The 25,917-nt window shown below is 54.5% G+C and carries 30 protein-coding genes and 2 pseudogenes; 25 read left to right on the top strand and 7 right to left on the bottom strand.

Going from position 1 to position 25,917, the window contains the following annotated elements:
* The first annotated feature begins 123 nt into the window (after positions 1-123).
* From M989_RS07590 to M989_RS07680, 19 genes are all read left to right on the top strand, one after another.
* On the top strand, positions 124-1,908 hold the full coding sequence (locus M989_RS07590; RefSeq protein ID WP_064543910.1) for a diguanylate cyclase: 1,785 nt from the start codon (positions 124-126) through the stop codon (positions 1,906-1,908).
* An 86-nt stretch (positions 1,909-1,994) separates the two neighbouring features.
* A complete protein-coding gene (locus M989_RS07595) occupies positions 1,995-2,309 on the top strand; it encodes a hypothetical protein (protein WP_064543912.1) in 315 nt (104 codons plus the stop codon).
* Positions 2,310-2,607: 298 nt separating this feature from the next.
* Positions 2,608-3,336, top strand: a complete 729-nt coding sequence (locus M989_RS07600; protein WP_064543914.1) for a MerR family transcriptional regulator — start codon at positions 2,608-2,610, stop codon at positions 3,334-3,336.
* Between the two features lie 216 nt (positions 3,337-3,552).
* Positions 3,553-3,987 carry a nuclear transport factor 2 family protein gene (locus M989_RS07605; protein WP_064543916.1) on the top strand — a complete coding sequence of 145 codons (435 nt, stop codon included), beginning with the start codon at positions 3,553-3,555 and terminating at the stop codon, positions 3,985-3,987.
* A complete protein-coding gene (locus M989_RS07610; RefSeq protein WP_064543918.1) occupies positions 3,984-4,703 on the top strand; it encodes an SDR family NAD(P)-dependent oxidoreductase in 720 nt (239 codons plus the stop codon). The genes M989_RS07605 and M989_RS07610 overlap by 4 nt, the downstream gene beginning before the upstream one ends.
* On the top strand, positions 4,700-5,950 hold the full coding sequence (locus M989_RS07615; protein WP_064543920.1) for an NAD(P)/FAD-dependent oxidoreductase: 1,251 nt from the start codon (positions 4,700-4,702) through the stop codon (positions 5,948-5,950). Before M989_RS07610 ends, M989_RS07615 begins: the two co-directional genes overlap by 4 nt.
* Complete coding sequence (locus M989_RS07620) at positions 5,947-6,669, top strand: DUF1365 domain-containing protein (RefSeq protein ID WP_064543922.1); 723 nt, start codon at positions 5,947-5,949, stop codon at positions 6,667-6,669. The genes M989_RS07615 and M989_RS07620 overlap by 4 nt, the downstream gene beginning before the upstream one ends.
* Positions 6,666-7,886 carry an SAM-dependent methyltransferase gene (locus M989_RS07625; protein WP_064543924.1) on the top strand — a complete coding sequence of 407 codons (1,221 nt, stop codon included), beginning with the start codon at positions 6,666-6,668 and terminating at the stop codon, positions 7,884-7,886. Before M989_RS07620 ends, M989_RS07625 begins: the two co-directional genes overlap by 4 nt.
* Positions 7,883-8,368, top strand: a complete 486-nt coding sequence (locus M989_RS07630; protein ID WP_064543926.1) for a DUF2878 domain-containing protein — start codon at positions 7,883-7,885, stop codon at positions 8,366-8,368. Before M989_RS07625 ends, M989_RS07630 begins: the two co-directional genes overlap by 4 nt.
* Positions 8,365-8,892 (top strand): hypothetical protein, encoded by a 528-nt coding sequence (locus M989_RS07635; protein ID WP_064543927.1) that lies wholly within the window; start codon positions 8,365-8,367, stop codon positions 8,890-8,892. Before M989_RS07630 ends, M989_RS07635 begins: the two co-directional genes overlap by 4 nt.
* Entirely contained in the window at positions 8,889-9,419 is a 531-nt protein-coding gene (locus M989_RS07640; protein ID WP_064543929.1) for a DUF3833 domain-containing protein, read from the top strand. The genes M989_RS07635 and M989_RS07640 overlap by 4 nt, the downstream gene beginning before the upstream one ends.
* 13 nt (positions 9,420-9,432) lie before the next feature.
* Entirely contained in the window at positions 9,433-10,392 is a 960-nt protein-coding gene (locus M989_RS07645) for a YbgA family protein (RefSeq protein ID WP_064543931.1), read from the top strand.
* A 91-nt stretch (positions 10,393-10,483) separates the two neighbouring features.
* Positions 10,484-10,828: a DUF1294 domain-containing protein gene (locus M989_RS07650; protein ID WP_064543933.1), complete on the top strand. Its 345-nt coding sequence runs from the start codon at positions 10,484-10,486 to the stop codon at positions 10,826-10,828.
* A gap of 167 nt (positions 10,829-10,995) precedes the next feature.
* The gene (gene eitA, locus M989_RS07655) at positions 10,996-11,994 is read left to right on the top strand and encodes a siderophore ABC transporter substrate-binding protein EitA (protein ID WP_064543936.1); all 999 of its coding nucleotides are present in this window, start codon (positions 10,996-10,998) and stop codon (positions 11,992-11,994) included.
* Complete coding sequence (locus M989_RS07660; protein WP_064543938.1) at positions 11,994-13,031, top strand: FecCD family ABC transporter permease; 1,038 nt, start codon at positions 11,994-11,996, stop codon at positions 13,029-13,031. The genes eitA and M989_RS07660 overlap by 1 nt, the downstream gene beginning before the upstream one ends.
* Positions 13,031-13,792 (top strand): siderophore ABC transporter ATP-binding protein EitC, encoded by a 762-nt coding sequence (gene eitC, locus M989_RS07665; RefSeq protein WP_064543940.1) that lies wholly within the window; start codon positions 13,031-13,033, stop codon positions 13,790-13,792. The genes M989_RS07660 and eitC overlap by 1 nt, the downstream gene beginning before the upstream one ends.
* A gap of 14 nt (positions 13,793-13,806) precedes the next feature.
* Complete coding sequence (locus M989_RS07670; protein WP_064543942.1) at positions 13,807-15,051, top strand: MDR family MFS transporter; 1,245 nt, start codon at positions 13,807-13,809, stop codon at positions 15,049-15,051.
* Positions 15,052-15,155: 104 nt separating this feature from the next.
* On the top strand, positions 15,156-15,638 hold the full coding sequence (locus M989_RS07675; RefSeq protein WP_064543943.1) for a glutathione peroxidase: 483 nt from the start codon (positions 15,156-15,158) through the stop codon (positions 15,636-15,638).
* 183 nt (positions 15,639-15,821) lie between these two features.
* Complete coding sequence (locus M989_RS07680; protein ID WP_064543945.1) at positions 15,822-16,187, top strand: VOC family protein; 366 nt, start codon at positions 15,822-15,824, stop codon at positions 16,185-16,187.
* A gap of 175 nt (positions 16,188-16,362) precedes the next feature.
* On the opposite strand, the gene M989_RS07685 is transcribed toward M989_RS07680, so the two are convergent.
* The 3 genes from M989_RS07685 to M989_RS07695 all read right to left on the bottom strand — a co-directional run bounded on the left by M989_RS07685 (position 16,363) and on the right by M989_RS07695 (position 18,063).
* Positions 16,363-16,650: a hypothetical protein gene (locus tag M989_RS07685; protein WP_064543947.1), complete on the bottom strand. Its 288-nt coding sequence runs from the start codon at positions 16,648-16,650 to the stop codon at positions 16,363-16,365.
* A gap of 52 nt (positions 16,651-16,702) precedes the next feature.
* Positions 16,703-17,071 (bottom strand): hypothetical protein, encoded by a 369-nt coding sequence (locus M989_RS07690; protein WP_064543949.1) that lies wholly within the window; start codon positions 17,069-17,071, stop codon positions 16,703-16,705.
* Positions 17,072-17,451: 380 nt separating this feature from the next.
* Positions 17,452-18,063, bottom strand: coding sequence for a hypothetical protein (locus M989_RS07695; RefSeq protein ID WP_064543951.1), 612 nt, complete (start codon positions 18,061-18,063; stop codon positions 17,452-17,454).
* A 404-nt stretch (positions 18,064-18,467) separates the two neighbouring features.
* Between M989_RS07695 and M989_RS26200 the strand changes: the two are divergent.
* Positions 18,468-18,602: pseudogene (locus M989_RS26200) on the top strand (helix-turn-helix domain-containing protein); the annotation flags it as partial.
* A 103-nt stretch (positions 18,603-18,705) separates the two neighbouring features.
* On the opposite strand, the gene arsH reads toward M989_RS26200, so the two are convergent.
* The gene (arsH, locus tag M989_RS07700; protein WP_064543953.1) at positions 18,706-19,404 is read right to left on the bottom strand and encodes an arsenical resistance protein ArsH; all 699 of its coding nucleotides are present in this window, start codon (positions 19,402-19,404) and stop codon (positions 18,706-18,708) included.
* Positions 19,405-19,489: 85 nt separating this feature from the next.
* On the opposite strand from arsH, the gene M989_RS07705 reads away from it, so the two are divergent.
* The 4 genes and pseudogenes from M989_RS07705 to M989_RS07720 all read left to right on the top strand — a co-directional run bounded on the left by M989_RS07705 (position 19,490) and on the right by M989_RS07720 (position 22,291).
* Positions 19,490-19,810: a transcriptional regulator gene (locus tag M989_RS07705; protein WP_064544070.1), complete on the top strand. Its 321-nt coding sequence runs from the start codon at positions 19,490-19,492 to the stop codon at positions 19,808-19,810.
* A gap of 44 nt (positions 19,811-19,854) precedes the next feature.
* Positions 19,855-21,144, top strand: coding sequence for an arsenic transporter (locus M989_RS07710; RefSeq protein ID WP_064543955.1), 1,290 nt, complete (start codon positions 19,855-19,857; stop codon positions 21,142-21,144).
* A gap of 12 nt (positions 21,145-21,156) precedes the next feature.
* Positions 21,157-21,582 carry a glutaredoxin-dependent arsenate reductase gene (arsC, locus tag M989_RS07715; RefSeq protein WP_064543957.1) on the top strand — a complete coding sequence of 142 codons (426 nt, stop codon included), beginning with the start codon at positions 21,157-21,159 and terminating at the stop codon, positions 21,580-21,582.
* Between the two features lie 107 nt (positions 21,583-21,689).
* Positions 21,690-22,291 (top strand): annotated as a pseudogene (locus tag M989_RS07720) (tyrosine-type recombinase/integrase).
* A gap of 82 nt (positions 22,292-22,373) precedes the next feature.
* Here M989_RS07720 and M989_RS07725 read toward each other — a convergent pair.
* On the bottom strand, positions 22,374-23,273 hold the full coding sequence (locus tag M989_RS07725) for a LysR family transcriptional regulator (protein WP_064543959.1): 900 nt from the start codon (positions 23,271-23,273) through the stop codon (positions 22,374-22,376).
* A 92-nt stretch (positions 23,274-23,365) separates the two neighbouring features.
* Here M989_RS07725 and M989_RS26205 point away from each other — a divergent pair, with 92 nt between their 5' ends.
* A complete protein-coding gene (locus tag M989_RS26205) occupies positions 23,366-23,662 on the top strand; it encodes a cyclophilin-like fold protein (protein WP_064543961.1) in 297 nt (98 codons plus the stop codon).
* Between the two features lie 264 nt (positions 23,663-23,926).
* Here M989_RS26205 and M989_RS07735 read toward each other — a convergent pair whose 3' ends face one another.
* Entirely contained in the window at positions 23,927-24,922 is a 996-nt protein-coding gene (locus tag M989_RS07735) for a chemotaxis protein (RefSeq protein ID WP_064544072.1), read from the bottom strand.
* 64 nt (positions 24,923-24,986) lie between these two features.
* Complete coding sequence (gene rnz, locus M989_RS07740) at positions 24,987-25,907, bottom strand: ribonuclease Z (RefSeq protein ID WP_064543963.1); 921 nt, start codon at positions 25,905-25,907, stop codon at positions 24,987-24,989.
* Positions 25,908-25,917: the final 10 nt, after the last annotated feature.

Genomic DNA, 25,917 nt, shown 5'->3' on the forward strand with positions numbered 1-25,917 from the left:
AGGTGGTTTAGGGATGACAACAAAAGGCGGCTACGGCCGCTTTTTTTATTGTCACGCGGAAATGGGCATTTCCTATAATTTCCATGATGCTTATTGAATATTCGTCGCAGAAGGAAGCCATCGGTGAGAATAGCGACCATAACAAACTGGGCCTACGGCGCGACGGTCTGTCTGACTATCGCCTCCGGTATCGTCATGTTGATGGCCTCCAGCGCGGACAACACCGAACGTCAGGCGGTGGCGCAGCGACAGGTGTTCGACCAGCTCACTGAGGAGATCGACAACGACGCCTGGGCGCTATCCGATCTGGCGCGCTTGTACGTCGTCGGCAAAGACCCGGACGTGCTGAAGGAATACCGGCAGAAGGAAACCGCGCTGAAATCGATTGAACACCGATTATCAAAACTGAACGACGCCGGGGCGACGGGCGAGGAGCTGGCGCTGTTGCACGAGGGCGTGCAGATTGTCGATGCGCTGCAGGACGAGCAGCAAGCGGCGCTGGCCAATATGGCGCGCGGTGAAACCGCACAGGCGATGGCGCTGCTTTACGGCAAAATTTATGAGCAGGAGTTGGACCGCGCGCAGGAACGACTCGATCACTTCCGCCAACTTCTGGATAACCGCGCGCGCGATGCCATTGACGATGCGACGCGGGCGTCCCGCACGCTGCGCACGCTGTCGGAAGTGATGGTGGGGCTGACGGCGCTGCTGTTTTTATTCGTGCTGGGCTTTATTTTACAGCACCGCGTACTGCGCCCGGTCGTGCGTTTGAGCGACGTGGTTCACCGGCTGGCATCGCAGGATTATGCCGTGGAGACGCCCGACTTTAAGCAGATTGATGAAATTGGCGATATGGCGCAGGCGGTGCGTATTTTCCGCGAAAACGGCCTGGCGCGGCAGCAGCTGGAGAAAGAGCGCGATGCCAACTGGGCGATACGCGAACTGCTGGCGCGGATGACGCAGCGCCTACAAGGCTGCGAGAATTTTGATGACGTCATTAATGTGGCAGAGCTGTTCGCGCCGAACATTGCGCCCGGCGTGGCCGGACGGCTGTTTGTTCTCGACCGCGACCCCTGGCAGATGCGCTGTGTTGGCGAGTGGCTATCGCCGGAGGGGAAAGCGAGTCCTTTCCATCCGGATGAATGTTGGGCGGTACGTCGCGGCCAAAGCCATCCGCCGGTGCACGGCGAGCCGGATATCGGCTGCTACCATCTGCCGGAGACGTGCCACAGCCATTCCCTGTGCGTACCGCTGATTGCGCAGGGAGAGGCGATTGGGCTGCTCTCATTCCAGAATCTCAACGAGCAAACCGCCTCGACACGCGCCTATCTCGAGCTGATGGCGGAGGCGCTGGGGCTGGCCCTGGCCAACCAGCGGCTGCGCGACGCGCTGCTGGAAAAAGCGCTGTACGACCCGCTGACCGGGCTGCGTAATCGCCACCACCTCGAAGATATGCTGGGCACTCAGCTGAACCAGGCCATGCGCAGTAAAGAACCGCTCAGTTGCCTGATGATCGATATCGATCACTTTAAACACATTAACGACCGGTTTGGCCACGAGGCGGGGGATGGGGTGATTAAAAGCGTCGCCGCGATTATTCAGCGCGTGGTGCGTGAGCACGGCACGGCTTTCCGCTACGGCGGTGAAGAGTTCCTGGTGCTGCTTAACGGCATGGATGAAGAGGCCGCCAGCCGCGTTGCCACCGATATTTATAACGGCGTGCGCGAGATGGCGCTGCGTTTTGCCGGGACGGATATTGGCCACGTGGACGTCTCGATAGGCGTCGCCAGCTACCCGGAACATGTCCAAAGTGACAACCTGCTGCGCGCTGCCGACGTGGCGCTCTATCGCGCGAAAGAGCTGGGGCGGGCGCGAATTGTCAGCTTTGGCATGCTGGAGGCCGGATGACCGGCATTGCGTGATCCGTGACGGTACCTGTTGGGCGTCAGTCCGAGTACGCTTAGAATAAGTATGAATAAATCAGGAGGAATGAAATGGCATTCGATATTAGAAAAGATGACAAAGTTATTGGCGTCACTGAATTAGAGTTTGGCGATCCGCCTATGGGATTTGTCCATGGAGCATTTAAACCTACTCCGTTTTATTCACCAAATATTGTTAAAACGGGTTGTAAACTCTTCATTAAAGAGACAAGTGAAGAGATCGCCACTGACTTCATAACATTCGAAGATTTTTCAGAAGAGTTGGGGGAACCGTTTATTGAGGTAACAATTTTGGTCCGCTCTGCGGATGAGTATAGAAAATATTTTAAAAATCATTTGGATGTATACGAAAAGCAATTCGGCTAGTCAGTGGGCGGAATGTGTGCGGTAAACTGAAGAAACTAAAATGAGGATTTGTCGTTGTCATTATGGGGAGTTAACCAGAATGGATTTACAAAATAGAGCGCTTCGACTTTTCTTGTCTGGGAGCCAGGTTACATAGCAAATTCCCCCGACCATCTCCTGAATAACCAGAGAAAATTCCGCTAAAGCGCCTCCCGGTGTAAAGGCTGAGTTTTTGTCCCTGATGGTCGATTTCCCACTTCCTTCAACCCGCCGTGATTCGTAGTATATTGAGTGTATTGTTGGTTATCAGGTGCGCTTTATGTCCTACTCCATTGGTGAATTTTCCCGGCTTTGCGGCATTAATGCCACGACGCTTCGCGCCTGGCAGCGTCGTTACGGCCTGCTCAAACCGCAGCGCACCGATGGCGGGCACCGTCAGTACAGCGATGCTGATATCCAGCAGGCGCTCAAAATTCTCGACTGGGTGAAAAAAGGCGTGCCGGTCAGCCAGGTGAAACCGCTGCTCTCCCGCCCGGGGGCACGGCAAACCAATAACTGGCTCACCTTGCAGGAGAGCATGCTGCAACGCCTGAAAGAGGGCAAAATTGAATCTCTGCGCCAGCTGATTTACGACGCCGGTCGCGAATATCCCCGCCCTGAACTGGTGACGGAAGTGCTGCGCCCGCTGCGCAGTAAAGTCTCGGCCAACGTCGCGGCAATGATGACGCTGCGGGAAATTCTCGACGGCATCATCATCTCCTACACCTCGTTTTGTCTGGAAGGGGATAAACGCGCGCCGGGTGATAATTACCTGATTACCGGCTGGCACCTTAGCGACCCTTGCGAAATCTGGCTTGAAGCGCTGAAACGCACCGGACAAGGGCATCGCATTGATGTGCTTCCCGCGGCGCCCGCGGCGCTGGCCCCGGAGATTTTCCCGCAGCGCAAATGGCTGCTGGTGACCTCCGGTAAACTCACCGTCGCCCGCAAAAAACAAATAGACCTCTGGCAGCAGCAGGTCGATTCTCTTGATGTGATCCCGCTGTAACACCTCCCTCTCAGCCATCCCGACGCTTTTTCCCTGCCGCTGTTCAGGTGGCAGGGCTGATTTTTGTCATTTTAAACTCATCATAGAATTATTTTTATCAAATTGAATTTAAAAGGATTAAAAATTTATTTTATTCAAAACTTGGACAAATATTATTAATTGTGTAAGTTTTAAGTATGCCATCACACGATGTTGTTGCACGACAAGGTAAGATCTATGAGCGCATTGCCATCCGTCATCGACAGGTTTGTTGATTACTACTCCGGGCTGGACCACCAGCCCGCTTCGGCGCTTGCCGCGATCTATGATGCGGATGCCACGCTTGTCGATCCTTTCGGCACCCATCGCGGGTTGCTGACGATCCAGCGTTATTTCACGCACCTGCTGGCTAACGTCAACGCCTGCCGCTTTGCCATTGAGACGCCGCTGTATGACGCGCCGCGTTGTGCCGTAGCGTGGACCATGCACTGGTCGCATCCCCGCATTGCCGCAGGCGCATCGCTGGCGCTGAAAGGGTGCTCGATGGTTAAGATTCAGGGTGACAGAATCGTTCACCAGCGCGATTACTACGATGCCGGTGAGATGCTCTACGAACACCTGCCGGTGCTGGGGTGGGCGGTGCGTAGCGTCAAACGGAGGGTGCGCTCATGATGACTGTCCTCATCACCGGCGCAACCTCCGGTATTGGCGCCGGGCTGGCAAAATCGTGGGCCGATGACGGTTATCACGTCATTGCCTGCGGCCGCGATGCCCTGCGCCTGGAAACGCTGCGCCTGTACAGCCCCAATATCACCGCGCTTCAGTTCGACATGACCGACCTGGATGCCTGTCGCCAGGCGCTTCAGGGGTGCTACGCCGATCTGGTCATTCTCTGTGCCGGAACCTGCGAGTATCTCGAACGCGGCGTCATCGACGCTGAGCGGGTCGCGCGGGTGATGACCACCAACTTCATGGGGCCGGTCAATTGTCTGGAAGCCTTGCAGTCGCAACTGATGAGCGGCAGCCGCGTGGTGCTGGTGAGTTCAATGGCGCACTGGCTGCACTTCCCTCGGGCGGAAGCCTATGGCGCGTCGAAAGCGGCGTTAAGCTGGTTTGCCGACTGTCTGCGTCTGGACTGGGAGCCGAAAGGCGTTGCCGTGACCGTGGTTTCTCCGGGGTTTGTCGATACGCCGCTGACTCGCAAAAACGATTTCCCGATGCCCGCTCAGGTGAGCGTCGAATATGCGGTGAAAGCCATTCGCCGCGGGATCGCAAAAGGGAAAAATCATATCGCCTTCCCGACCGCTTTTGGCATCGCGCTACGCGCGTTAGCCGGGCTTCCCGCATGTCTACAGCGCGTATTGTTACGCAGGATGGTGCGCTCATGAAGATCGCGATTATTGGCAGCGGCATCGCCGGGCTGACCTGCGCATGGCGGCTCGCCGGCCATCATCAGGTCACCGTTTTTGAAGCGGAAGCGACGCCGGGCGGCCATACCGCGACGGTTGATGTCGCTACGCCGCAGGGACACTACGCCATTGATACCGGCTTTATCGTCTACAACGACCGCACCTATCCGCGTTTTATGGGGCTGCTGAGCGAACTGGGTATCCGCGGCCAGAAAACGCAGATGAGTTTCTCGGTGCATAATCCGCAAAGCGGCCTTGAATACAACGGCCATACGCTCACCTCGCTGTTCGCCCAGCGGCGTAACCTCGTGAACCCGGCATTCTGGCGGCTACTGAAGGAGATTGTCCGTTTTAATCGTCTGGCCAAACAGGCGTTGAATGATGCCGACCCGAGCGCCACTTTACAGATGTTCCTCGAAGAGCACCGTTTTGACGCCTTTTTTGCCCGTCATTACATTCTGCCGATGGGCGCGGCAATCTGGTCATCATCGCTACACGAAATGCGCCGTTTTCCGTTGCCGCTGTTTTTACGCTTCTTTGAGCATCACGGTCTGCTGGATATCCGCGATCGTCCGCAATGGTATGTGGTACCCGGCGGCTCGCGAGAGTATATCCGCGCGATGCTGGAACAGTTAGGCGATCGCCTGACGCTGCGCCTCAACGCGCCGGTACAGCAGGTGATTCGCTTCGACGGCGGGGTGAAAATCCAGCTTGAAGACGCCGTTCACGCCTTCGATCAGGTGATTTTCGCCTGCCACTCCCGACAGGCGTTGGCGATGCTGGAGGAACCCACGCCTGCCGAGCGAGACGTTCTGGGCGCTATCGGCTGGCAGCGCAATGAGGTGGTGTTACACGGCGACCGCCGCTGGCTGCCGGTGCGTGAACGCGCCTGGGCAAGCTGGAACTATCGGCTGAGCGAGCAGGAGCGGGACAGCGCCTGCGTGACCTACAACATGAATATTCTGCAGGGGTTGCCCGCAGGCAGCCCGCTGTTCTGCGTCACGCTCAATCCCGACGCCCCGATTGACGACCGCTACGTCTGGCGACGCTTTGTTTACGAGCACCCGTTGTTTAACCCGGAAAGCTGGCGCGCGCAGGCGCGTCGCAGCGAGATCAACGGGTTACACCGCAGCTGGTTCTGCGGCGCGTACTGGTACAACGGTTTTCACGAGGACGGAGTACGCAGCGCGCTGGATGTCGTGCACGGAATAGGGGCGCTCAAATGAACAGTTGCCTTTACCAGGGCGTGTTACGCCATCGCCGTTTTCAGCCTAAAGCGCATCAGTTTTGCTACCACGTTTTTATGGCCTGGCTCGATCTGGATGAACTGCCACAGCTTCCCACCGTGGGGGTGAAGCGAAATCGCTTCGCGGCGGCGGCCTTCTATGATGCGGATTATCCGTTGGGAACGCCGTTAAAAGCGCGCGCGCTGGAGCAGCTTGCCCTGCTGACCGGTGAGCAGCCTGACGGCCGCGTTATGCTGCTGACGCAGTTGCGCTACCTCGGCTTCCATTTTAATCCGGTCAATTTTTACTACTGCTATGACCGCGCGGACAGCCTGCGTTGGGTGCTGGCCGAAGTCCGCAATACGCCGTGGAATGAGCGCCACTACTATGCCGTCGACGCCCAGGCGATGCTGCCGGTGGAAAAAGCCTTTCATGTCTCGCCGTTTAACCCGATGGACATGATCTATCACTGGCGCTTTAACCCGCCGGGCAAAACGCTGCATATGCACATCGAAAACCATCAAACGGCGAAGGTTTTTGATGCCACCTTGACGCTGAAACGCGAGCCGCTGACGCAAAAAAATCTGCGTTCACTGCTGCTGCGCATCCCGTTGATGACGCTGAAAACCGTACTCGCTATTTACTGGCAGGCGCTGAAGCTTTGGCTCAAGCGCGTGCCGCTCTACACCCATCCCGTGAGCAGGAGTAAACGATCATGACCGATCCCGTCTTTGCGCTTGAACCCGATATTCCGCGCAACGTCCGCATCGCGCGCTGGTTGCTTTTCCGGCTGCTGAGCGGCATTCGCCACGGCTCGCTGACGGTGCGGGAAGGGGCGCAAACCTTTCAGTTTGGCGACGCGTCTGCCGCATTGCGCGCCGAAGTGCATATTCTCTCCCCCAGGGTGTACTGGCGGGCGCTGACCGGGGGAAGCATGGCGGCGGCGGAAGCCTGGATTGACGGCGAGTGGGAAACGCATGACTTAACGTCATTGCTGGAGATCTTTGCGCTGAACGGCAGCACGCTTGGAAAGCTGGAAAACGGTTTTCGTCTGCTGGGCAGGCCCATCGAGCGCCTGCGCCACTGGACGCGTCGCAACCATCGCCAGCAGGCGCGAGAAAATATCGCCGCGCATTACGACCTGGGTAATGAATTTTATGCGCATTTTCTCGATGAAGAACTGCTCTATTCCAGCGCACTGTTTACGGACGATGAGCAGGCGTTGACGCAGGCCCAGCAGGCCAAAATGGCGCGTCTTTGCGAGCAGTTGGCGCTCAATTCCAGTGACCATTTACTGGAAATTGGCACAGGGTGGGGCGCGATGGCGGAATACGCCGCGCGGCATTATGGCTGCCGAGTCACCACCACCACGCTTTCACAGGAGCAGTTCCTGTGGGCGAAAGCGCGCATTGCCCGCGCCGGGCTTGAGGATCGGGTGCAGGTGCTGCTGTGTGATTACCGCGACCTCACCGGGGAGTTCGACAAGCTGGTCTCGGTGGAGATGATTGAGGCCGTCGGCCAGCGCTATCTGCCCACCTTCTTCCGCACCTGCCAGGCGCGCCTGCGTCCGGGGGGAAAAATGGCGATTCAGGCGATCACCATTCAGGATCAGCGCTATCGCGACTACAGCAAAAGCGTGGATTTTATTCAGCGTTATATCTTCCCCGGCGGCTTTTTACCCAGCATCACGGTGATGAGCGAACTGATGACGCGGCATACCGATTTCGTGGTGCGCAACCTGTTTGATATGGGGCCGGACTATGCCCGTACGCTGGTGCACTGGCGGCAGCGTTTTACCCATGCCTGGCAGGATATCGAGAAGCTGGGCTTTGACGAACGCTTTCGCCGGATGTGGCTGTACTACTTCGGCTACTGCGAGGCCGGTTTCAACGCCCGTACGATAAGCGTGGTGCAACTGACGGCAGAGCGCGTATGAAACGCTATCTGCAGATTTTTCTGTTGGCCGTCGGCTTCGACCTTTACTGGTTTCTGGTGGTGTTCTTTCGTGAGCGAGGGCTGGTGTTGTGGCTCGGGATAGCCATTCTGGCGCTGATGATGCTGCCGCCCGCACGCCGCTTATATGCGCTATTGCTGGCGGTGGCGGGCAGCTGTCTGGATGCGCTCTGGGCGCTGACGGGGCTGATTGATTTTCATGGCGAAGGCGTACTGCCATTCTGGATGATTGCGCTATGGCTGATGTTCGCGACGGTCTGGACCCAGCTCGCCAGTTCGACCACGCTGCCGGGATGGATACTGGCGCTGATGGCGGTTTGCGGCGGGCCGGTCGCCTACTGGCTGGGACAACGTCTGGGCGCCATCACCTTTTTGCAGCCGACGATCGTCGTCGTCGGCGCGCTGACGACAGGCTGGCTGGTGTTAATGCTGTTATTTCACATTCTGTTGGGGAGACGGCAATGAAATCTGCGCTACTGATGCTGTTGTGTCTGGCGGTCGCTACGCCATCGGCCGTTGCTGCGGACTGGTTGAGCTGGCGGAAAGTCGGTGACGCGACGCTGACCTGGGGACCGTTCACGGTCTATACCTCCCAGCTCCGCGCGCCGGACGGGCAATATCACGGGTTAACTCAGGATCAGGCGCTGATCATCACCTACGCCCGGCATATTGACCGGGAGGATCTGGTTAACGCCACTCGCGAGCAGTGGCAGGCGCAGGGGATTCTGGCGCGTGAGGCGCAGAGTCAGGTCTGGCTGCGCATGCTGGCGGAATTATGGCCGGACGTCGAGCCGGGTACGCAGCTGGCCTTCGTGCTGAACGATAAACAGGGGCAATTCTGGTACCGCGCCTCGGCGGCGCAAACGCGCTTTATGCCGCTGGGGCCACGGCAGTCGGCGGATTTCAGCCAAAGCTTTCTCGCCATCTGGCTCGATTCGCTTACGCAATACCCGGAGCTGCGTCAGCAGCTCACTGGAGGTCAAAAATGAAACGTTTACTGGCTTTAAGTCTGCCCTTGATGATGCAACTGACCGGCTGTAGCGCCGACATCGCCGACTACCGCCAGCAGCAACCTCGGCTGGATATTTTCCAGTATTTCCAGGGGGAAACCCAGGCCTGGGGGATGGTTCAGGATCGCAGCGGCAAACAGCTGCGACGTTTCCACGTGGCTATCAATGGCGACGTGGTGGGCAATACCTTAACCCTGAATGAACGGTTTGTTTATGACGATGGCGAGAAGCAGCAGCGGGTGTGGCACATCAGGCGGCTTGGCGACGATCGTTATGAGGGAACCGCCGGAGATATCGAAGGGGTCGCCAAAGGCCAGGCGGCGGGAAATGCGTTCAACTGGCACTACAGCATGAATGTGAAAGCCAACGGCAAAACCTGGCTACTGCATTTTGACGACTGGATGTATCTGCAGGATGGCACCCATCTGTTTAACAAAACCGAGATGAAGAAATTTGGTTTCACCGTCGGTACGGTGACGCTGTTCTTCTCCCGTAAAGCGCCATAACGAGGAGGACGCCATGAAAACGCAACCGGTGATTGGAATCAGCAGCTGTTTAACCGGCGCGGCCGTGCGCTTCGACGGCGGCCATAAACGGACGGACTTTGTGATGGACCGGCTGGCGCAGTGGGTCACATTCCGGCCAATTTGCCCGGAGATGGCGATTGGCCTGCCGACCCCCCGCCCGGCGCTGCGGCTGGTGCAAACTACCGCAGGCGATATCCGCATGCGGTTCAGCCACGCGCCTCATGACGACGTCAGTGAAAAAATGGCCGACTTTAGCGCCGGGTATCTGGCCGGATTAGGCGAGCTATCCGGTTTTATCGTCTGCGCCAAATCACCCAGCTGCGGTATGGAGCGGGTGCGGCTGTATGACGAGAAGGGCAATCGCGGACGTAAAGAAGGGACGGGGCTGTTTACCGCCGCGTTGATGGCGAAGTTCCCGTGGCTGCCGGTTGAGGAAGACGGTCGGCTGCACGATCCGCTGCTGCGTGAAAACTTCGTTGAGCGGGTCTTCGCGCTGCATGAGCTACAGCAACTGCGTAAAAATGGCCTGACGCGGCGGGCGCTGCTTGATTTTCATAGTCGCTATAAACTGCAACTGCTGGCGCATCACCAGGCTGGGTATCGGGAGATTGGGCCGTTTGTCGCCTCGCTGCACACGTGGGAGGATCTGGACGCATTCTTTGAGGCGTACCGCGACAAGCTGATGACCATCCTCAAGAAACCGGCTTCGCGTAAAAACCATACCAACGTGTTGATGCACATCCAGGGCTACTTCCGTAATCAGCTCAACACGCGGCAGCGTACGGAGCTGCGGGATGTGATTCTGCATTATCGTGCGGGGGTGCTGCCCATTCTTGCGCCAATGACGCTACTGAAGCACTATCTTGCGGAATACCCGGATGGCTATCTGTTGACGCAGAATTATTTCGACCCCTATCCGCAGGACCTGGCGCTGCGTCTGGCGGTGAATTAGCGTTGGGAGAATCGGCGGCGGTATCTTCCCGCCGCCGACACCGCGTATAATGCGGCGTCGACATCGATTAAACAGGACTGCCGTTAATTCTATGAATCTCAACCGCTGGTGTTATTTGCTGCTGGCCCTCGCGGCGATCGCGAGCCTGTTTACCGCGCATCCTGTGATGATGTGGCTGCTGTTGGCGAACATGCTGACGCTGGTGATTTACGGGGTCGATAAGATGGCGGCGCGCAAGGACTGGCGAAGAGTGCCTGAAGCGACGTTACTGTTCTTTGGCGTGGTAGGGGGATGGATTGGCGCAATGGTTGGGCAGCAGGTTTTTCGCCATAAAACCCAAAAGCAGCCCTTTAAAACCTACTTTATGATCAGCGTCATCGTCAGTATCTCAGCCACCATTGCCATCTATTATTTCTCTCCGCTCCGCGCTTTTTAACCCTCAGCGCATTCTGCCCGCGGGCATGCTAACCCGCGGGAATTATCTCTCATTGACACCCTAAATGGGTCATTGTATAAAACCCCGCCTCAGTAATGAGTTTCATTTACATTAAAAAAAAGACCTCCCGGTTTTCGAGAACCCTGTTGATGAAGGATAGCGTTTAAATGAAAAAGACCCTCTGTGCGTTAGGCCTGGTGTTAGCGTCGGTCAGCTCTGCTATGGCAACGACCTATCCTCTGACCATTGAAAACTGCGGCTATCAAGAGACGTTCAGTAAACCGCCGGAGCGCGTTGTGGCGCTGGGGCAAAATACGGTTGAGATTTTGCTGCTGCTCGGCTTGCAAAATAACGTGGTCGCCAGCGCCTTCTGGCCAACCAAGGTGCTGCCACAGTTGGCAAAGCAGAATGAAAAAATAAAACTGTTGACGGTGGAGATTCCTACGCTTGAATCTATTCTGGCGCAAAACCCTGATTTTGTTCCGTCACAAAACCCCCTCTTATTAGGCCCGGAAAGTAAAGTGGCTAAACGCGAAGACTTCGCGACCCTCGGCGTAAACAGCTATGTTTCACCCGGCATGTGCGCCACCAAAAAAGCCACCGGCGATATGTACGGCAGCCGTCAGCAGCTCTGGGATATGACCTGGCTGTATAAAGAGATTGAAGACTTCGCCACCATTTTTAATGTGCAGGAGCGGGGCACCGCGCTGGTGGCGGATTTCAAAAAGCGTGAAAATGCGCTGCGCACGGAGTTTAGCAAGAATAAAAAAGATCTCTCCTTCGTCTTCTGGTTCTCCAGCGCATCGCCTTCAGCCGATGCCTACGTTGGGGGGAAAAATAGCGCCTCTGGCTTTATTGCCAACGTGCTGGGCGGTCATAACGCCATTACGTCTGAAACCGAATGGCCGACGGTAAGCTGGGAAAGCATTATCGCGGCGAACCCGGATGTGATTGTGGTCTCCAGCCTCGATCGCAACCGCTGGGCGCTGGATAACGCAGAAGAAAAAATCAAATTCCTGAGAACCGATCCGGCAGTCAGCCAGCTGGACGCCGTGAAAAAAGGCCATATCGTGGTGATGGACGGGCAGGCGATGAACCCGACCATCCGCACCCTCTACGGCGCTGAACAAGTGGGCGAGCAGCTCAGAAAACTGGGGCTCAACTGATGACGGCTGCCGCTATTGCATCGCGACAGGGGCTGTTTCTGACGACCTCGTGCCTGCTCTCTATCATCTTGTTATTGCTGGTGATTGCGGTTAGCGTCAGCGTGGGAGAGCTAGCCATCCCGCTGCAAAACGTCTTTTACGCCATCGGTAATAAGATGGGGCTGACCGACGTCCCGCTTAATCGTATCTATGAAAGCGTGATTTGGGACTTTCGCCTGAGCCGCGCGCTGGTGGCGGCTTGCTGTGGCGCAGGGCTGGCTATCTGCGGCGCGGTATTACAGAGTCTGCTGAAGAATGCGCTGGCGGAACCCTATGTCCTCGGCGTCTCTGCCGGGGCGTCGACGGGGGCGGTTTCCGTGGTTGTGCTGGGTATCGGCACCGGCGCGGTATCGCTGTCCGCCGGGGCGTTTGCCGGGGCCTTTGCCGCTTTTGCCTTCGTGGCTTTTCTGACCAACGGTGCCCGTGGGGGGAACGAACGCACTATTCTGGCGGGCGTTGCCGCTTCTCAGCTGTTCAACGCCATTACCGCTTACACCATCAGCACCTCTGCCAGCGCGCAGCAGGCGCGTGACGTGATGTTCTGGCTGCTGGGCAGTTTTAGCGGCGTGCGCTGGCCGGAATTCCAGCTGGTGCTGGTGGTCGTGGTGATTGGCCTGGCCGTTTGTTTGTATTATTCCCGGGCGCTCGATGCTTTCACCTTTGGCGATGATGCCGCCGCCTCGCTGGGGATTGCTGTCCCTTGGGTGCGCCTCATCCTCTTTACCACCACCGCGCTTATTACCGCGACCATCGTCAGCATGGCCGGCTCGATTGGCTTCGTTGGGCTGGTGGTTCCTCACGTGATGCGCTTCTTCTTTGGCCCGCTACACCGCACGCTGCTGATTGCCTGCGCGTTAGCCGGAGCGATTTTAATGGTGCTGGCGGATATCGCTTCTCGCCTGCTGATTGCGCCGCAAAGCCTGCCGGTAGGCGTGGTGACGGCGCTGGTCGGCGTGCCATTCTTTGCCATCATTATCTACCGTTCAAGGAATAAGTGATGAGTATCTGCGCTGAACATATAACCTGGAAGGTCGGTAAAAAGGTCATCGTCAACGACGTTTCGCTACAGGTTGCGCGCGGTGAAACCGTGGGGCTGCTTGGCCCTAACGGCTGCGGCAAATCGTCGCTGCTGCGCATTCTTGCGGGCCTGCGTCGCCCGGATGCGGGCCGCGTGACGCTCGACGGTAAAGACATTGCGAAGATGGCGAAAAAGCAGCTTGCTCGGCGGGTGGCGTTTGTTGAGCAGCACGGTATGACTGAAGCCAATATGCGCGTGCGCGACGTGGTCAAACTGGGACGGATTCCGCATCATACGCCGTTTTCTAACTGGAGCACGCACGATGACGAAACCGTCACCGCGGCGCTGCAACGCGTCGATATGCTGGATAAAAGCGAGCAGGGGTGGCTGAGTTTGTCCGGCGGGGAGCGGCAGCGTGTGCATATCGCCCGCGCGCTGGCGCAGACACCGACGGAGATCTTGCTCGATGAACCGACTAATCACCTCGATATTCACCACCAGATGCAGTTAATGCAGCTGATTAGCGAACTGCCCGTCACCAGTATTGTGGCCATCCACGATCTGAACCACGCGGCGATGTTCTGCGATTCGCTGATCGTGATGCAGAAAGGGCAAATTATCGCCAGCGGAACGCCGCAGGATATTCTCAGTGAGGAACTGTTGTGGGATGTTTTTCGCGTGAAGACCAAAATTGAGATTTCCCGCTTCCATGGTAAAAAACATATCCACTTTATCGTTTAAGGCCGGATAATTTCATGCTGCGTTTTCCCCTGCGCCCCGCCACGACGCTCTGGCCGCCCGTATTACTGGGTAGCCAGTTTGTTTTTAATATTGGTTTCTATGCGGTAGTGCCGTTTCTCGCGATATTTCTGCGCGACGATATGCTGCTTTCCGGCGGGCTGATTGGCCTGATTCTGGGGCTGCGTACTTTCTCACAGCAGGGGATGTTTATTATCGGTGGGGCGCTCTCCGACCGGTTTGGTGCACGTGCGATTATCCTGATCGGCTGTATTATCCGGGTCGTAGGTTATCTGCTGTTAGCGCTGGGTCAATCGCTGTGGCCGATTATTCTGGGAGCCTGCCTGACGGGGATCGGCGGGGCGCTGTTTTCACCGTCTATTGAAGCGCTGCTGGCCAAAGCGGGAACACAAAGTGAGGCGAGCGGCAAACGCAGCCGGGCGGAGTGGTTCGCGCTGTTTGCGGTCTGCGGTGAGCTCGGTGCCGTCCTCGGGCCTGCCTTGGGCGCGCTGCTGACGGGCTTTGGTTTTCGCCAGGTTGCGCTGGCGGGGGCAGGGGTATTTGTCATTGCGCTGGTCCTGCTCTCATTCGCTTTGCCCGCCGCGCCGCGCCGCGCGCAGAAGATCAACATCCTGCCGTGGTGGACGACATTTCGTCAGCCGCGTTTCGTGGCGTTTATTATCGCCTACAGTTCGTGGCTGCTAAGCTATAACCAACTCTATCTGGCACTGCCCGTTGAGATCCAGCGCGCGGGCGGCAGTGAAAAAGATCTCGGTCCGCTGTTTATGCTCGCCTCGCTGCTGATTGTGGCCTTGCAGCTGCCGTTGGCGCGGCTTGCTCATCGCGTGGGGGCCATCCGGATCCTGCCGGTGGGATTTTTGCTGCTCTCCACCGCTTTTGCCAGCGTGGCGCTGTTCGCCTCGACGCCGCCGGCAGAAGGCTGGCAGCGATTAATTCCATCGATATGCTTTGTGACGCTGCTCACCTTAGGGCAAATGTTGCTGGTGCCGTCGGCTAAGGATCTGATCCCCCGTTTTGCCACGGAATCGACGCTTGGCGCGCACTATGGCGCGCTTGCCACTGCCGGCGGCGTCGCGGTGCTGGCGGGTAATTTAGCGTTTGGCGGGCTGCTTGACGAGGCGTTGACCCCCTCAACGCAGGCCATGTATCCCTGGCTACTGCTGGCGCTGTTTCCGTTGTGTAGCGCCGCGGCGATGGTGCTGATTTGCCGCTCATTGCTCACGAAAACCCGATTTGGCTAAGGTGGCTGTTTTGGCCTTCGCAGGTGTATTGCTGACAACCGGCTGCACGGTGGGAAAGAGGGATTCCTCCGCCTACCGCTACGCTTTGCCTTGAGGATGCTGATATGAATCGTTTTTATCAACTCACCGCCACTCGCCTGGATGGTCAGCTCATCCCGATGTCCGACTACGCAGGCAAGCTGGTTCTGGTGGTCAATACCGCCAGCCATTGTGGCTTCACGCCGCAATACGCAGGCCTTGAAGCGCTCTATAAGAAGTATGCCGACCAGGGGCTGGTGGTGCTGGGGTTTCCCTGTAACCAGTTTGGTCAGCAGGAACCCGGTAGTGCAGATGACATCTCTCGGACCTGCTACATCAACTACGGTGTGAGCTTTCCGATGTTTGAGAAAGTGCAAGTCAACGGCGCGGCGGCGCACCCGGTATTCCGTTATCTGAAGGATGCATTGCCCGGCGTGCTCGGTGGGCGAATCAAGTGGAACTTCACCAAGTTTCTCATTGGCCGCGACGGCAAACCGCTTAAACGTTTTGCGCCGTTGACGACTCCGGAGAAAATGGAAGCTGCAATTAAGGCCGCGCTTGAAATCTAAATCCTCCTGTTGGTTGATTTTATTTAAGGAGGCCTGAGAGGGGGCTAAAAAAAGCCAGGGCTGATACTGTCGATAGAGAGAGCGCTAAAATTGATGCTTATCACATTGACGCGTTCTTAAGTGAATTTAACTTAAATCTCTTTCTATACTCTTTATTTGTTCATCTCTTCAGAGGAATAAATAATGTTCGATCATGTGAAGTTCGGCGTAAGTGATTACGAAAAAAGTAGAACCTTCTTCCTCAACGCGCTTCAGCCGCTTGGCGTGAAGCTTATCGATGAAGGCACGCCGGACTACGGTGTTGAAATGAGTTCCGGCAATGTTTCACTTTGCCTGTTCCACACGAATGACAAACCGGCTCCTCTGCATCTGGCGTTTGTCGCCAAAACCCGGCAGCAAGTTGATGAGTTTTACAATGCTGCTTTGCGTGCGGGCGCCCTGGATAACGGCGCGCCTGGCCTACGTTCCTACGGCGAAAACTACTACGCTGCATTCGTCATTGCCCCTGATGGCCATAATATCGAGGCGGTCTGCCATGAGCCGGGCTGATTAAGGGGCCAGTTTAGATATCGGAACTTATTGTACGTTAAGGCTGTTTTTGACCTTTCAGCTTTAGTTGGCCACATCCTTTCAAACCTAAACCCGATATGAAATACAGGTCCATCACCAAAAAGAACTCCGCCAGATGACGGAGTTTGGTTGGTCATTAAGAAAGCACGCGTTGTCAGTCTTTCTGTATTATCAATCGCGAATAGACAGTGGCTTTACTCGGGTCTGACGAAGATGACGATGCCATCTGATCGCTGACCTGCACAACTTTCCAACCCTGCTTTGCCAGATCGGGTAGTGTGCCTTTAATCCCTCCACCGCAAGTAAAAACGGTACTGTCAGTAATATCCTGACGCCCAGTTTCCAGCGCGCCAACTTCAGGGGAGCCACAAAAGTGCGCTTCCCCGGCGGCGGCTGTTGCGCTTAACCCTAGCAGAACGATTACCAGCAACGATTTTTTCATCAGATCCTCTTTTTCATGATGCTATATTTCAAGCAAGGTAAGGCCGGAAAGACTACATTTTTACATCGGCCCAGGTGAAGAATTTCGGCTCCAGGAAACGATTATTTGCGCTGCCTACCCTTATTGGCATTGGTTCAGCGCTGGTTACGGGGTATTTGAAATCAACTCTGATAAAGTTGTGCTCCCCACACTTATATATAATATATTCACTCCAGACTTTTTCATCGCCTTCTCTGTCAGATTTGTAGGTATCTACATCGCAGGTATCACTTTTATTTCCTACTTTGCCTACAAGTTTACTACCAGATAACTCTAGCTTAGTGCCTTCAATAGTAATTGTACGTGATTTAAAATCGTTGTCGTTACAACCCGCAAGGAGTAGCGTAAGTATCCCTGCACTGAATAAGGTAGTGATTTTCATAGCAAGTCCGTTAATAAAATAAAAATTCAAAGTATTACAATGCAATGTTTTTGGCAATAAGCTATTAAATATTTTGTGAAAAACTACTAATAATAATGATGTGTAAGAAGTATGATTCTATAAATTTTAATAAAGTCAAGAAAAGTGGCCAGGGAGCCGTAAGGAGATAAAGTCATCATCTTCTATGACATCACTCGGTAATACTATATCAACGGGTGATATACAGAGGGCTGAGTGCTGACGGCAAATTCTTCAGCGCCAAAGACGTTGCGCGATGCGGTTTACCCAAGAGAAAGCGAACTCGTTGTTACAGTATCGTAGTATTAGCGGTGGGCAACAGTCCACCGCTAGCTCATTTAATGCTTCATTCCTGAAAGCTATTAACTCAGGTACGGAAAAAACTTAAATGATTCCCAAAGCCCACTATTAAGCGACACCAACCCAACGGCTATGTATGCCAGTACCGCGATAAATGCAATACTATACAATACTTTTTTCTTTAACTTCTGCCAGAATTTAACTACCAGGAATGACAATACAATTATCTCACCTAGCTGAATGAGCAATCGCGTTACCAGGTCACCAGCATCAAAAAGGTAAGCAAACTGAAGAGGGGCAAATAAGATGGTATAAAAAATATAAAGGATTGAAAAAATGATCCTTGCCGGGATTGAAGCGAATCCCCCTTCATATATGAGCATTTGCGAAGCCTGTAGTCCTGGCGTTAAGATAATTCCCCATAGCGTAAACCAGATAATAATTAAGGCGAGAACTTTGCGCGCGCCGCTGGCGAAAGCCAGCTGGTCTTCATAAGATATTGACGTAGATGTGGGCTGATGGAAATTTTCCCATGAGTTATTAACCGGCTGGGTGGGTTGGCTGGTGGGGGCTTCCCAGCTAGCAGCATTATCAGCACGCCACTTTTCATCATACTGCTTAAAAGGCTGCTCACTTGTCACATATTTACCGTCGCTATCTCTTCTGACGCTCATTGTTAACCCTCTGAATTTTATTGCTATAGTGTTTATAATTAATACTTAACTGAAATTTTAATGTTAAGTAATATCAACTATCATAGCGTATCTAAAATAAATAAGAAGATTAAACATTAGCTCCAAAGACAATCCGTCAGCTTGCGGGTTATTACTTTGCGAATTCTGGCGTCTAATCCTCTGCCACTACATCACCTACCGTTTCATCAGCCGATTTGCCTGTGACCTGCCTGTTTCAACTCGTCCTGGTGGGCCACCAGCTGCGCATGGCATGGCACTTCGCTCGAGCGCTGGCAATTGCTTCCATTTTCACTTCATCCTGTATAGAGCGGGTAATTAATTTATCCAGCACTTCAACACTGAATACACTTACTCCTATTTCACCGCGATCTCGGGGGCGACCTGGAAAACGGTTTGGACGTCCTTCAGCACTAGATGAAAAACAGCAAATTATGGTGATTATAATGATTAAGGCTGGATTGAGGTTCAGCACCATTGCCCGGGAGTTCAGTACTACCCGGCAATCCATACTCCGGGTAGTACTGAACAGCAATAACTCTAAGTGCCTGGCTGGATGGTCTGCTCGGTGCCAGGAGCGGACGTTGTTAAGCTCATGCAGTATCGATTCACGAAGAACATACGTTATATTTTGTCCTGATTGACACGGGATGAAAGCTCCTGATGGCTCTCTTTTCGCTCGCTGTAACGATCTGCCAGATAACCGGTTTGTCCCTTAAGCAGCAGCGTGACTTTAAACAGCTCCTCGGCTACATCGACGATGCGGTCATACCATGACGAAGGTTTCATTCGTCCGTTTTCGTCGAACTCTTGCCATGCCTTGGCTACAGAGGACTGGTTGGGGATCGTAAACATCCGCATCCAGCGACCCAGAATACGCATCTGGTTCACGGCATTGAAGGACTGTGAACCGCCGCAGACCTGCATTACCGCAAGTGTTTTGCCCTGCGAAGGACGAACCGCGCCTTCACTTAAGGGTATCCAGTCAATCTGCGCCTTCATCACCGCGCTCATAGCACCGTGCCGTTCCGGAGAACTCCACACCATCCCGTCACACCATCTGACCAGACCGCGCAGCTCGGTGACTTTGGGATGCGTGTCCGGCGCATCATCCGGCAGGGGTAAACCGGAGGGGTTAAAGAGTTTCACCTCCGCGCCCATCGCTGTCAGCAGGCGACCCACTTCCTCCGCGGCAAAGCGGCTGTAGGAGCGCTCTCTTACTGAACCATACAGGATCAGAATTCTTGGTGGCTCCTGCAGATGCAGGCGTTCAGCGATGTCTTGATCAAAGCATTCCGTATTCAGGGCAGGAAATTGTTCCATTTTTCTCCTCCAGAGAGAGCAGATGATTTCAAAGTTAATATATATGATTTATCATATGTGTATTCTAAAGGGAACGGAGAGGAAAATGCTACAACCTGTTCAGCTTTTCAAAATCCTGTCGGATGAAACACGGCTCGCCATTGTCATGCTTCTGCGGGAGTCCGGAGAACTGTGCGTGTGCGATATCTGTGCAGCTACCGCCGAATCACAGCCCAAAATATCACGCCATATGGCTATCCTTCGCGAGTCTGGGCTAGTTCTGGATCGTCGGGAAGGCAAATGGATTCACTATCGTCTGTCACCTCATATTCCTGCGTGGGCCGCTGAGACAATCACGACGTCCTGGCAGTGCCTTCGGGAAGATGTGCGGGAATGGTTGGCAAAGTCGGCCTGCCCCTCTTGCTGAGGAAGGAAAACATATTCACATAATCATATGTAACGGGGTTTGAAATGTTTTTGGCAGGGAGTATATTTTTACTGACGCTGGTACTGGTGATCTGGCAACCCAGAGGCCTGAGTATTGGCTGGAGCGCGAGTATCGGGGCTGTGCTGGCGCTGGTAACTGGTGTCATCCATATCACTGATATTCCCGTTGTCTGGAATATCGTCTGGAACGCGACAGCGGCATTTATTGCGGTCATTATCATCAGCCTGCTGCTCGATGAGGCTGGCTTCTTTGAGTGGACCGCATTGCACGTCTCCCGCTGGGGTAACGGGCGTGGTCGCCTGCTGTTTACCTGGATAGTGTTGCTCGGTGCCGCTGTCGCTGCTTTGTTCGCCAATGACGGCGCCGCGCTGATCCTGACACCCATTGTGATTGCGATGCTGCTTGCAATGGGATTCAGCAAGGGCACAACACTGGCCTTTGTGATGGCCGCAGGATTTATAGCAGATACGGCCAGCCTACCGCTCATTGTTTCTAACCTGGTGAATATCGTCTCGGCGGACTTTTTCGGTCTGGGCTTTACGCAGTATGCCTCCGTTATGATCCCCGTAGATGTGGCCGCGATTGCGGCCACGCTGGTCATGCTGCATCTCTTCTTCCGCAGGGACATTCCGGCGACGTATGACGTTTCGCTGCTGAAGACGCCTGCCAGTGTGATAAAAGATCTGGCAACGTTCAGGGTGGGCTGGATTGTCCTGTTATTACTGCTTGTCGGTTTCTTTGTGCTGGAGCCTCTGGGGATCCCGGTCAGTGCGATAGCGGCTACTGGCGCAGCAGTACTGTTTATAGTGGCGAAAAGAGGTCATGCCATCAACACCGGAAAAGTCCTGCGCGGTGCGCCATGGCAGATTGTTATTTTTTCGCTGGGCATGTACCTGGTGGTCTATGGCCTGCGCAATGCAGGACTCACGGAGTATCTGTCTGACGTGCTGAACCTGCTGGCAGAAAAGGGGTTATGGGCAGCAACGTTCGGCACCGGTTTCCTGACCGCGTTCCTGTCATCGGTGATGAACAATATGCCGACGGTGCTGATTGGCGCACTGTCGATTGACGGGAGTACGGCGACTGGCGTCGTCAAAGAGGCTATGATTTATGCCAATGTGATTGGCTGCGATTTAGGCCCAAAAATCACCCCGATTGGTAGTTTGGCAACCTTGCTTTGGCTGCATGTGCTTGCCAAGAAAAATATAACGATTACATGGGGATATTACTTCCGCACCGGCATTATCATGACTCTTCCGGTGCTGTTTGTCACTCTGGCCGCGCTGGCGTTGCGGCTCTCCATCACTTTGTAATGAGATACAGATATGAGCAACATTACCATCTATCACAACCCTGCTTGCGGTACTTCTCGCAACACGCTGGAGATGATCCGTAATAGCGGCAACGAACCAACGATAATTTATTATCTCGATACGCCACCGACCCGTGATGAGCTGATTAAACTTATTTCAGATATGGGAATTACGGTGCGTGAATTACTGCGTAAGAATGTTGAGCCTTATGAACATCTGGGTCTTGATGAAGAAAAATTTAGTGATGAGCAGTTGATGGATTTTATGCTTCAACATCCGATCCTGATTAACCGGCCGGTAGTCGTTACGCCGCTTGGCACTCGTCTTTGCCGCCCTTCAGAAATAGTGTTGGATATTCTACCGGAAGGTCAGAAAGGAGCGTTTACCAAAGAGGATGGTGAGAAGGTCATTGACGAAACGGGGAAGCGGGTTAAGTAATCTGCCCACTTCAAAATATCGGACGCCTGTTCCGTTATGCGGGCGTCCGCTCTTCGCTCATGAGAGACAACCATACTCAAATCTCCCATATTGCAGGGGATTTGAGTATGAACACGTCACCGTGGAACAAAGACCGTATTGTCGGCCAAAAAAGACCACTTCAGATATTCCATATCTGGGGAATCCGAATCAGGCTTGAACTAGAAGGTAAGATGCGCGATTTGGCTCTGTTCAATATGGCTTTGGACAGTAAGCTACGTGGCTGTGATCTGGTCAACCTCAAAGTATCTGATGTTGCATATGGTAGCTCGGTTTCCAGCAGAGCAACGGTGCTGCAACAGAAAACCGGTAGCCCTGTGCAATTTGAGATAACCAAAGTGACAAGAGAAGCTGTTGGTGCATTGATAAAGCTTGGAAATTTGCATAGCAAAGACTTCTTGTTTCGGTCTCGGATCGGAACTAACCGGCACATATCAACCCGGCAATACAACCGAATTTTCATGGATGGGTAGAAAAACTAGGTCTAGAAGCTTCGCTTTACAGCACACACTCCATGAGAAGAAGAAAACCTTACCTGATATACAAGAAAACCAAGAATCTCCGGGTGATCCAACTTCTGTTGGGCCATAAGAAACTGGAAAGCACAGTCCGTTATCTGGGCATTGAAGTCGATGATGCATTAGAGATCTCTGAATCGATCGAAGTATAGGGTCGTCAGGGCTGCAACAGCAGCCCTGTGCCAGGAGCAGACCTTCATATTCATTCTGAAATATTGACCTAAAAATTCAGCGTTACATTTTCCGGTTAATACGCAACGCATCCACAACGAGTGAAAAGGCCGGAGAGGGTTGTTTACGGCTGGGATAATAAAGATAGTAGCCGGGAAAAGGACGGCACCATTCTTCAAGCACCCGGATCAGTTTTCCTTCCTGCAGATGTGTGCCGAACTCCTCTTCAGGTAAAAAGGCAATGCCCAGTCCGGCAAGAGCGGCGTCAACGACGTGTTCCGATGTGTTAAACGTCAGTTGGCCTTCAACCCGAACGTGGAATTTGCCGTTTTCCTGCTCAAACTCCCAGGTGTAGATTTTCCCCGATTGAACCATACGCTCATTAATACAGCAGTGTTGCATCAGATCGCGTGGCGTCTTAGGGGCGGCGTACCGGGCAAAATACTCAGGGGAAGCTACAGCCGCCATGCGCAGTTTCGGGCCAATGGGTACGGCTATCATATCCTTGTCGATAGTGTCTCCGAGCCGCACCCCGGCATCAAAACGATCCGCAACGATATCCCGGAACCCGTGGTTGGCATCAAACTCAATATGAATATCAGGATATTCGCGTAACAGTGGTGTCAGCTTTGGCAGCAGCGTGGTCTTCAGAACATTAGGTCCACAGGTAATACGGACGGTCCCCGCAGGTTTATCACGCAGTGTCGTCAGCATGTCCAGCTCGGCTTCAATCTCATCAATACGATGGCCCACAGACTGCAGCAGTCGCTCCCCGGCAGCCGTCACTGACACACTGCGCGTGGTCCTTGTCAGCAGGCGGATTTGCATCCGTTCTTCCAGCCCGGAAATCGCCTGGCTCAGTGCGGGCTGGGTCACGCCGAGCTGGGCGGCAGCGCGCGTAAAGCTGCCCTCACGCGCCACGGTGACGAAAGAGAGTAAATCGTTGAGATTGCGTCTGGCCATGATTGTTTTCGGTCCATTTATAAATTTTACTTATAAGGGTATTAAGTATTCATTAGCTAGTTAACCCGCTGCATATTGGTAACAATAATGCGATGAAAAAGTCAACGCTAACCCTTATGCAAAACGCTTACCGCAGAACATCACTGCTGCTCCTTGCCGGCCTGCTTTTCGTCACGCAGTCCGCTATGGCGGGTGACAACGACCGGGGAGTGGCGCAGGAGACGCTTATGAAAATTGAGATCATTGTGGAGGGAGAAACCGCCACCGCCACCCTCTTTGATACGCCGACAGGCCGGGACTTTGCGTCTTTGCTTCCCCTCAGCCTGACGCTGGAAGACTATGACGATATTGAGCGTATAGATGCATTTTTATCTCCAGTCTGTTCGTGACGCTTATAGCGCGCCTGTTTCAGCAGACTGGATCAGGACAATGAAGGAGATAAGCGCATTAAAATCATCGACTGATGCGTATTACGCATTAATCAGCGTTAACAATTTTATGAAGTCAGTTGCAACATGGCTTTAACAAGTATCTGTTGTGCGAAGGGGATTGATCGCATGCCAAAAATGATGACTGCGTTTTGTGACCGTGATCATTTCGGCAGATGGTGGTGAGGGCTGGCTACGCAACAGAGCGCGTAGCCACAGGGAGGATCACCTTACTGAATGCAGCGCAGCGTCGCTCTTATTGCCATATTTATTGAGCACTTGCTCAATCACCGAGGCCAGCTCGTTAATCTCAAACTTGGCGACGTAGCCATCGGCGTTAACCTTGCGGATGTGATCTTCGTTAGCGTTGCCCGATAGAGAAGAGTGGATCACCACCGGGATATTACGCAGACGCGGGTCAGTTTTGATCTTGCGGGTGAGGGTAAAACCGTCCATCTCCGGCATCTCGAGGTCGGTTAGCACCAGGGCGATTTTGTCGCTCACCGGAACCCCTTCCTGCGCTGCCTGCTGGGCGATCAGCTCAATTTTCTCCCACGCTTCTTTGCCGGTGACGTGCAGCTGTGCGGGGATATCCATAGCCTTGAGCCCTTTTTCCAGCATCGCGCGCGCCACTTTCGAGTCTTCAGCGACAATCGCCGTTGCCCCCGGCTTAATGTTGAACTTACGCGGATTGAGCGCTTTGGCGTGCAGATCGTGGTTTGACGGGGTGATGTCATACAGAATTTGCTCCACGTCGATAACCATGGCCAGGTTGTTGCTCTCCTGATGGTCGTCGAGGCAGGCGATGCTGGTGATGTACTTACCATTGACCGCTTTCTCGGCGGTGTGGATCTGCGTCCAGTCGAGGCGGGTGATGTTCTCAACCGATTCCACGGCGAACGCCTGCACGCTGCGGGCGTATTCGGTAATCAGCAGAATATTCAGTCCGTTGCTCGGGGTGCACCCCGTGACGGCGGCGAGGTCGATAACCGGGATGATCTGATCGCGAATATTCACCATCCCCATCAGCGGCGGCTTAATACCCGCGGGGCGGGTGAAGCTCGGCATCGGGACAATTTCGCGCAGCTTAAAGACGTTGATGCCGTACAGCTCTGAAGCCTCGCTCTGCGAGGCTTTGCCCAGGCGGAACAGCAGCAGCTCAAAACGGTTGGACAGGGTCAGGTTAGCCCTGTCGTCGATCTCTTTCTGGAAGTTATCCATGGTGCCCTCAGCATGATACAGCGTGAACTTATTAGCTGAGTTATCGGCACGCTGAGGCAAAACGTTATTCTGGCGTGAAGGTGGCGAAATCCTCCGCCAGCTCGCAGTTCGCAAAGTGGCTCTGGCACTCGGCCAGCAGACGGCGACAGCCTTCGGCATCGTAGCGCGAACTCACGTGAGTGATAATCAGCCGCCTGGCGTTGGCCGCCAGCGCCAGTTGGGCGGTCTGCTCGCTTGAGGAGTGACCGCGGCTATTGGCTTTCTCCGCCATCGCCGCTTCCAGCGTGGCCTCGTGGACCATCAGATCAACGTCGCGGGCCAGCGCCAACGCTGCTTCGCAGGGGGCGGTATCGCCAAAAATGGCGATTTTTTTGCCGGGGGTCGCCGGGGCGAGATAGTGAGTGCCGTCGATGATACGCCCATCCGCCAGCGTAATGCGCTCGCCTGCTTTGAGCTTCTGGAACAGCGGGCCGAAGGGGACGCCGTCGGCAATCAGCCGTTTTGTGTCCAGCGCACCGGGTTTGTCGTGTTCTTCAACGCGAAAACCATAGCACTCTACCGGATGATTTAGCGGGTAGGCGGTCACTTTGCGCAGCCCGTCGTCGAGAATCTCGCCCGCGCTGATTTCTACTATCGTCAGCGGGAAGTCGGTCCATGAACCACTCAGGCGCAGCGTCGTTTCAACAAACTCTTTCAGCCCCGTTGGGCCGTACAGCGTCAGCGGCTGAGCGCTACCGGCCATCGAGCGGCTGCAAATGAGCCCCGGCAGGCCAAACAGGTGGTCGCCGTGCAGGTGGCTGATAAAAATACGCTCGATCTTGCCGGGGTTAAACGGGGTATGCAGCAGCTGGTGCTGAGTGCCTTCGCCGCAGTCAAAAAGCCACAGCCCGGGTTGGGTTGGATGTTGCAGGTTCAGCAGCATTGCTGTTACGTTGCGGGTACGGGTTGGCACGCCCGCGGATGTGCCTAAAAAAGTCAATTGCATAGTGCCGCGC

Source organism: Kluyvera georgiana ATCC 51603, assembly GCF_001654985.1.
GTDB lineage: Bacteria > Pseudomonadota > Gammaproteobacteria > Enterobacterales > Enterobacteriaceae > Kluyvera > Kluyvera georgiana.

Coding starts and splice junctions, on each gene's coding strand:
- M989_RS07595 (WP_064543912.1), top strand. CDS start 1,995: ATGGCATTCGATATTAGAAAAGATGACAAAGTTATTGGCGTCACTGAA.
- M989_RS07600 (WP_064543914.1), top strand. CDS start 2,608: ATGTCCTACTCCATTGGTGAATTTTCCCGGCTTTGCGGCATTAATGCC.
- M989_RS07605 (WP_064543916.1), top strand. CDS start 3,553: ATGAGCGCATTGCCATCCGTCATCGACAGGTTTGTTGATTACTACTCC.
- M989_RS07610 (WP_064543918.1), top strand. CDS start 3,984: ATGATGACTGTCCTCATCACCGGCGCAACCTCCGGTATTGGCGCCGGG.
- M989_RS07615 (WP_064543920.1), top strand. CDS start 4,700: ATGAAGATCGCGATTATTGGCAGCGGCATCGCCGGGCTGACCTGCGCA.
- M989_RS07620 (WP_064543922.1), top strand. CDS start 5,947: ATGAACAGTTGCCTTTACCAGGGCGTGTTACGCCATCGCCGTTTTCAG.
- M989_RS07625 (WP_064543924.1), top strand. CDS start 6,666: ATGACCGATCCCGTCTTTGCGCTTGAACCCGATATTCCGCGCAACGTC.
- M989_RS07630 (WP_064543926.1), top strand. CDS start 7,883: ATGAAACGCTATCTGCAGATTTTTCTGTTGGCCGTCGGCTTCGACCTT.
- M989_RS07635 (WP_064543927.1), top strand. CDS start 8,365: ATGAAATCTGCGCTACTGATGCTGTTGTGTCTGGCGGTCGCTACGCCA.
- M989_RS07640 (WP_064543929.1), top strand. CDS start 8,889: ATGAAACGTTTACTGGCTTTAAGTCTGCCCTTGATGATGCAACTGACC.
- M989_RS07645 (WP_064543931.1), top strand. CDS start 9,433: ATGAAAACGCAACCGGTGATTGGAATCAGCAGCTGTTTAACCGGCGCG.
- M989_RS07650 (WP_064543933.1), top strand. CDS start 10,484: ATGAATCTCAACCGCTGGTGTTATTTGCTGCTGGCCCTCGCGGCGATC.
- eitA (WP_064543936.1), top strand. CDS start 10,996: ATGAAAAAGACCCTCTGTGCGTTAGGCCTGGTGTTAGCGTCGGTCAGC.
- M989_RS07660 (WP_064543938.1), top strand. CDS start 11,994: ATGACGGCTGCCGCTATTGCATCGCGACAGGGGCTGTTTCTGACGACC.
- eitC (WP_064543940.1), top strand. CDS start 13,031: ATGAGTATCTGCGCTGAACATATAACCTGGAAGGTCGGTAAAAAGGTC.
- M989_RS07670 (WP_064543942.1), top strand. CDS start 13,807: ATGCTGCGTTTTCCCCTGCGCCCCGCCACGACGCTCTGGCCGCCCGTA.
- M989_RS07675 (WP_064543943.1), top strand. CDS start 15,156: ATGAATCGTTTTTATCAACTCACCGCCACTCGCCTGGATGGTCAGCTC.
- M989_RS07680 (WP_064543945.1), top strand. CDS start 15,822: ATGTTCGATCATGTGAAGTTCGGCGTAAGTGATTACGAAAAAAGTAGA.
- M989_RS07685 (WP_064543947.1), bottom strand. CDS start 16,650: ATGAAAAAATCGTTGCTGGTAATCGTTCTGCTAGGGTTAAGCGCAACA.
- M989_RS07690 (WP_064543949.1), bottom strand. CDS start 17,071: ATGAAAATCACTACCTTATTCAGTGCAGGGATACTTACGCTACTCCTT.
- M989_RS07695 (WP_064543951.1), bottom strand. CDS start 18,063: ATGAGCGTCAGAAGAGATAGCGACGGTAAATATGTGACAAGTGAGCAG.
- arsH (WP_064543953.1), bottom strand. CDS start 19,404: ATGGAACAATTTCCTGCCCTGAATACGGAATGCTTTGATCAAGACATC.
- M989_RS07705 (WP_064544070.1), top strand. CDS start 19,490: ATGCTACAACCTGTTCAGCTTTTCAAAATCCTGTCGGATGAAACACGG.
- M989_RS07710 (WP_064543955.1), top strand. CDS start 19,855: ATGTTTTTGGCAGGGAGTATATTTTTACTGACGCTGGTACTGGTGATC.
- arsC (WP_064543957.1), top strand. CDS start 21,157: ATGAGCAACATTACCATCTATCACAACCCTGCTTGCGGTACTTCTCGC.
- M989_RS07725 (WP_064543959.1), bottom strand. CDS start 23,273: ATGGCCAGACGCAATCTCAACGATTTACTCTCTTTCGTCACCGTGGCG.
- M989_RS26205 (WP_064543961.1), top strand. CDS start 23,366: ATGAAAAAGTCAACGCTAACCCTTATGCAAAACGCTTACCGCAGAACA.
- M989_RS07735 (WP_064544072.1), bottom strand. CDS start 24,922: ATGGATAACTTCCAGAAAGAGATCGACGACAGGGCTAACCTGACCCTG.
- rnz (WP_064543963.1), bottom strand. CDS start 25,907: ATGCAATTGACTTTTTTAGGCACATCCGCGGGCGTGCCAACCCGTACC.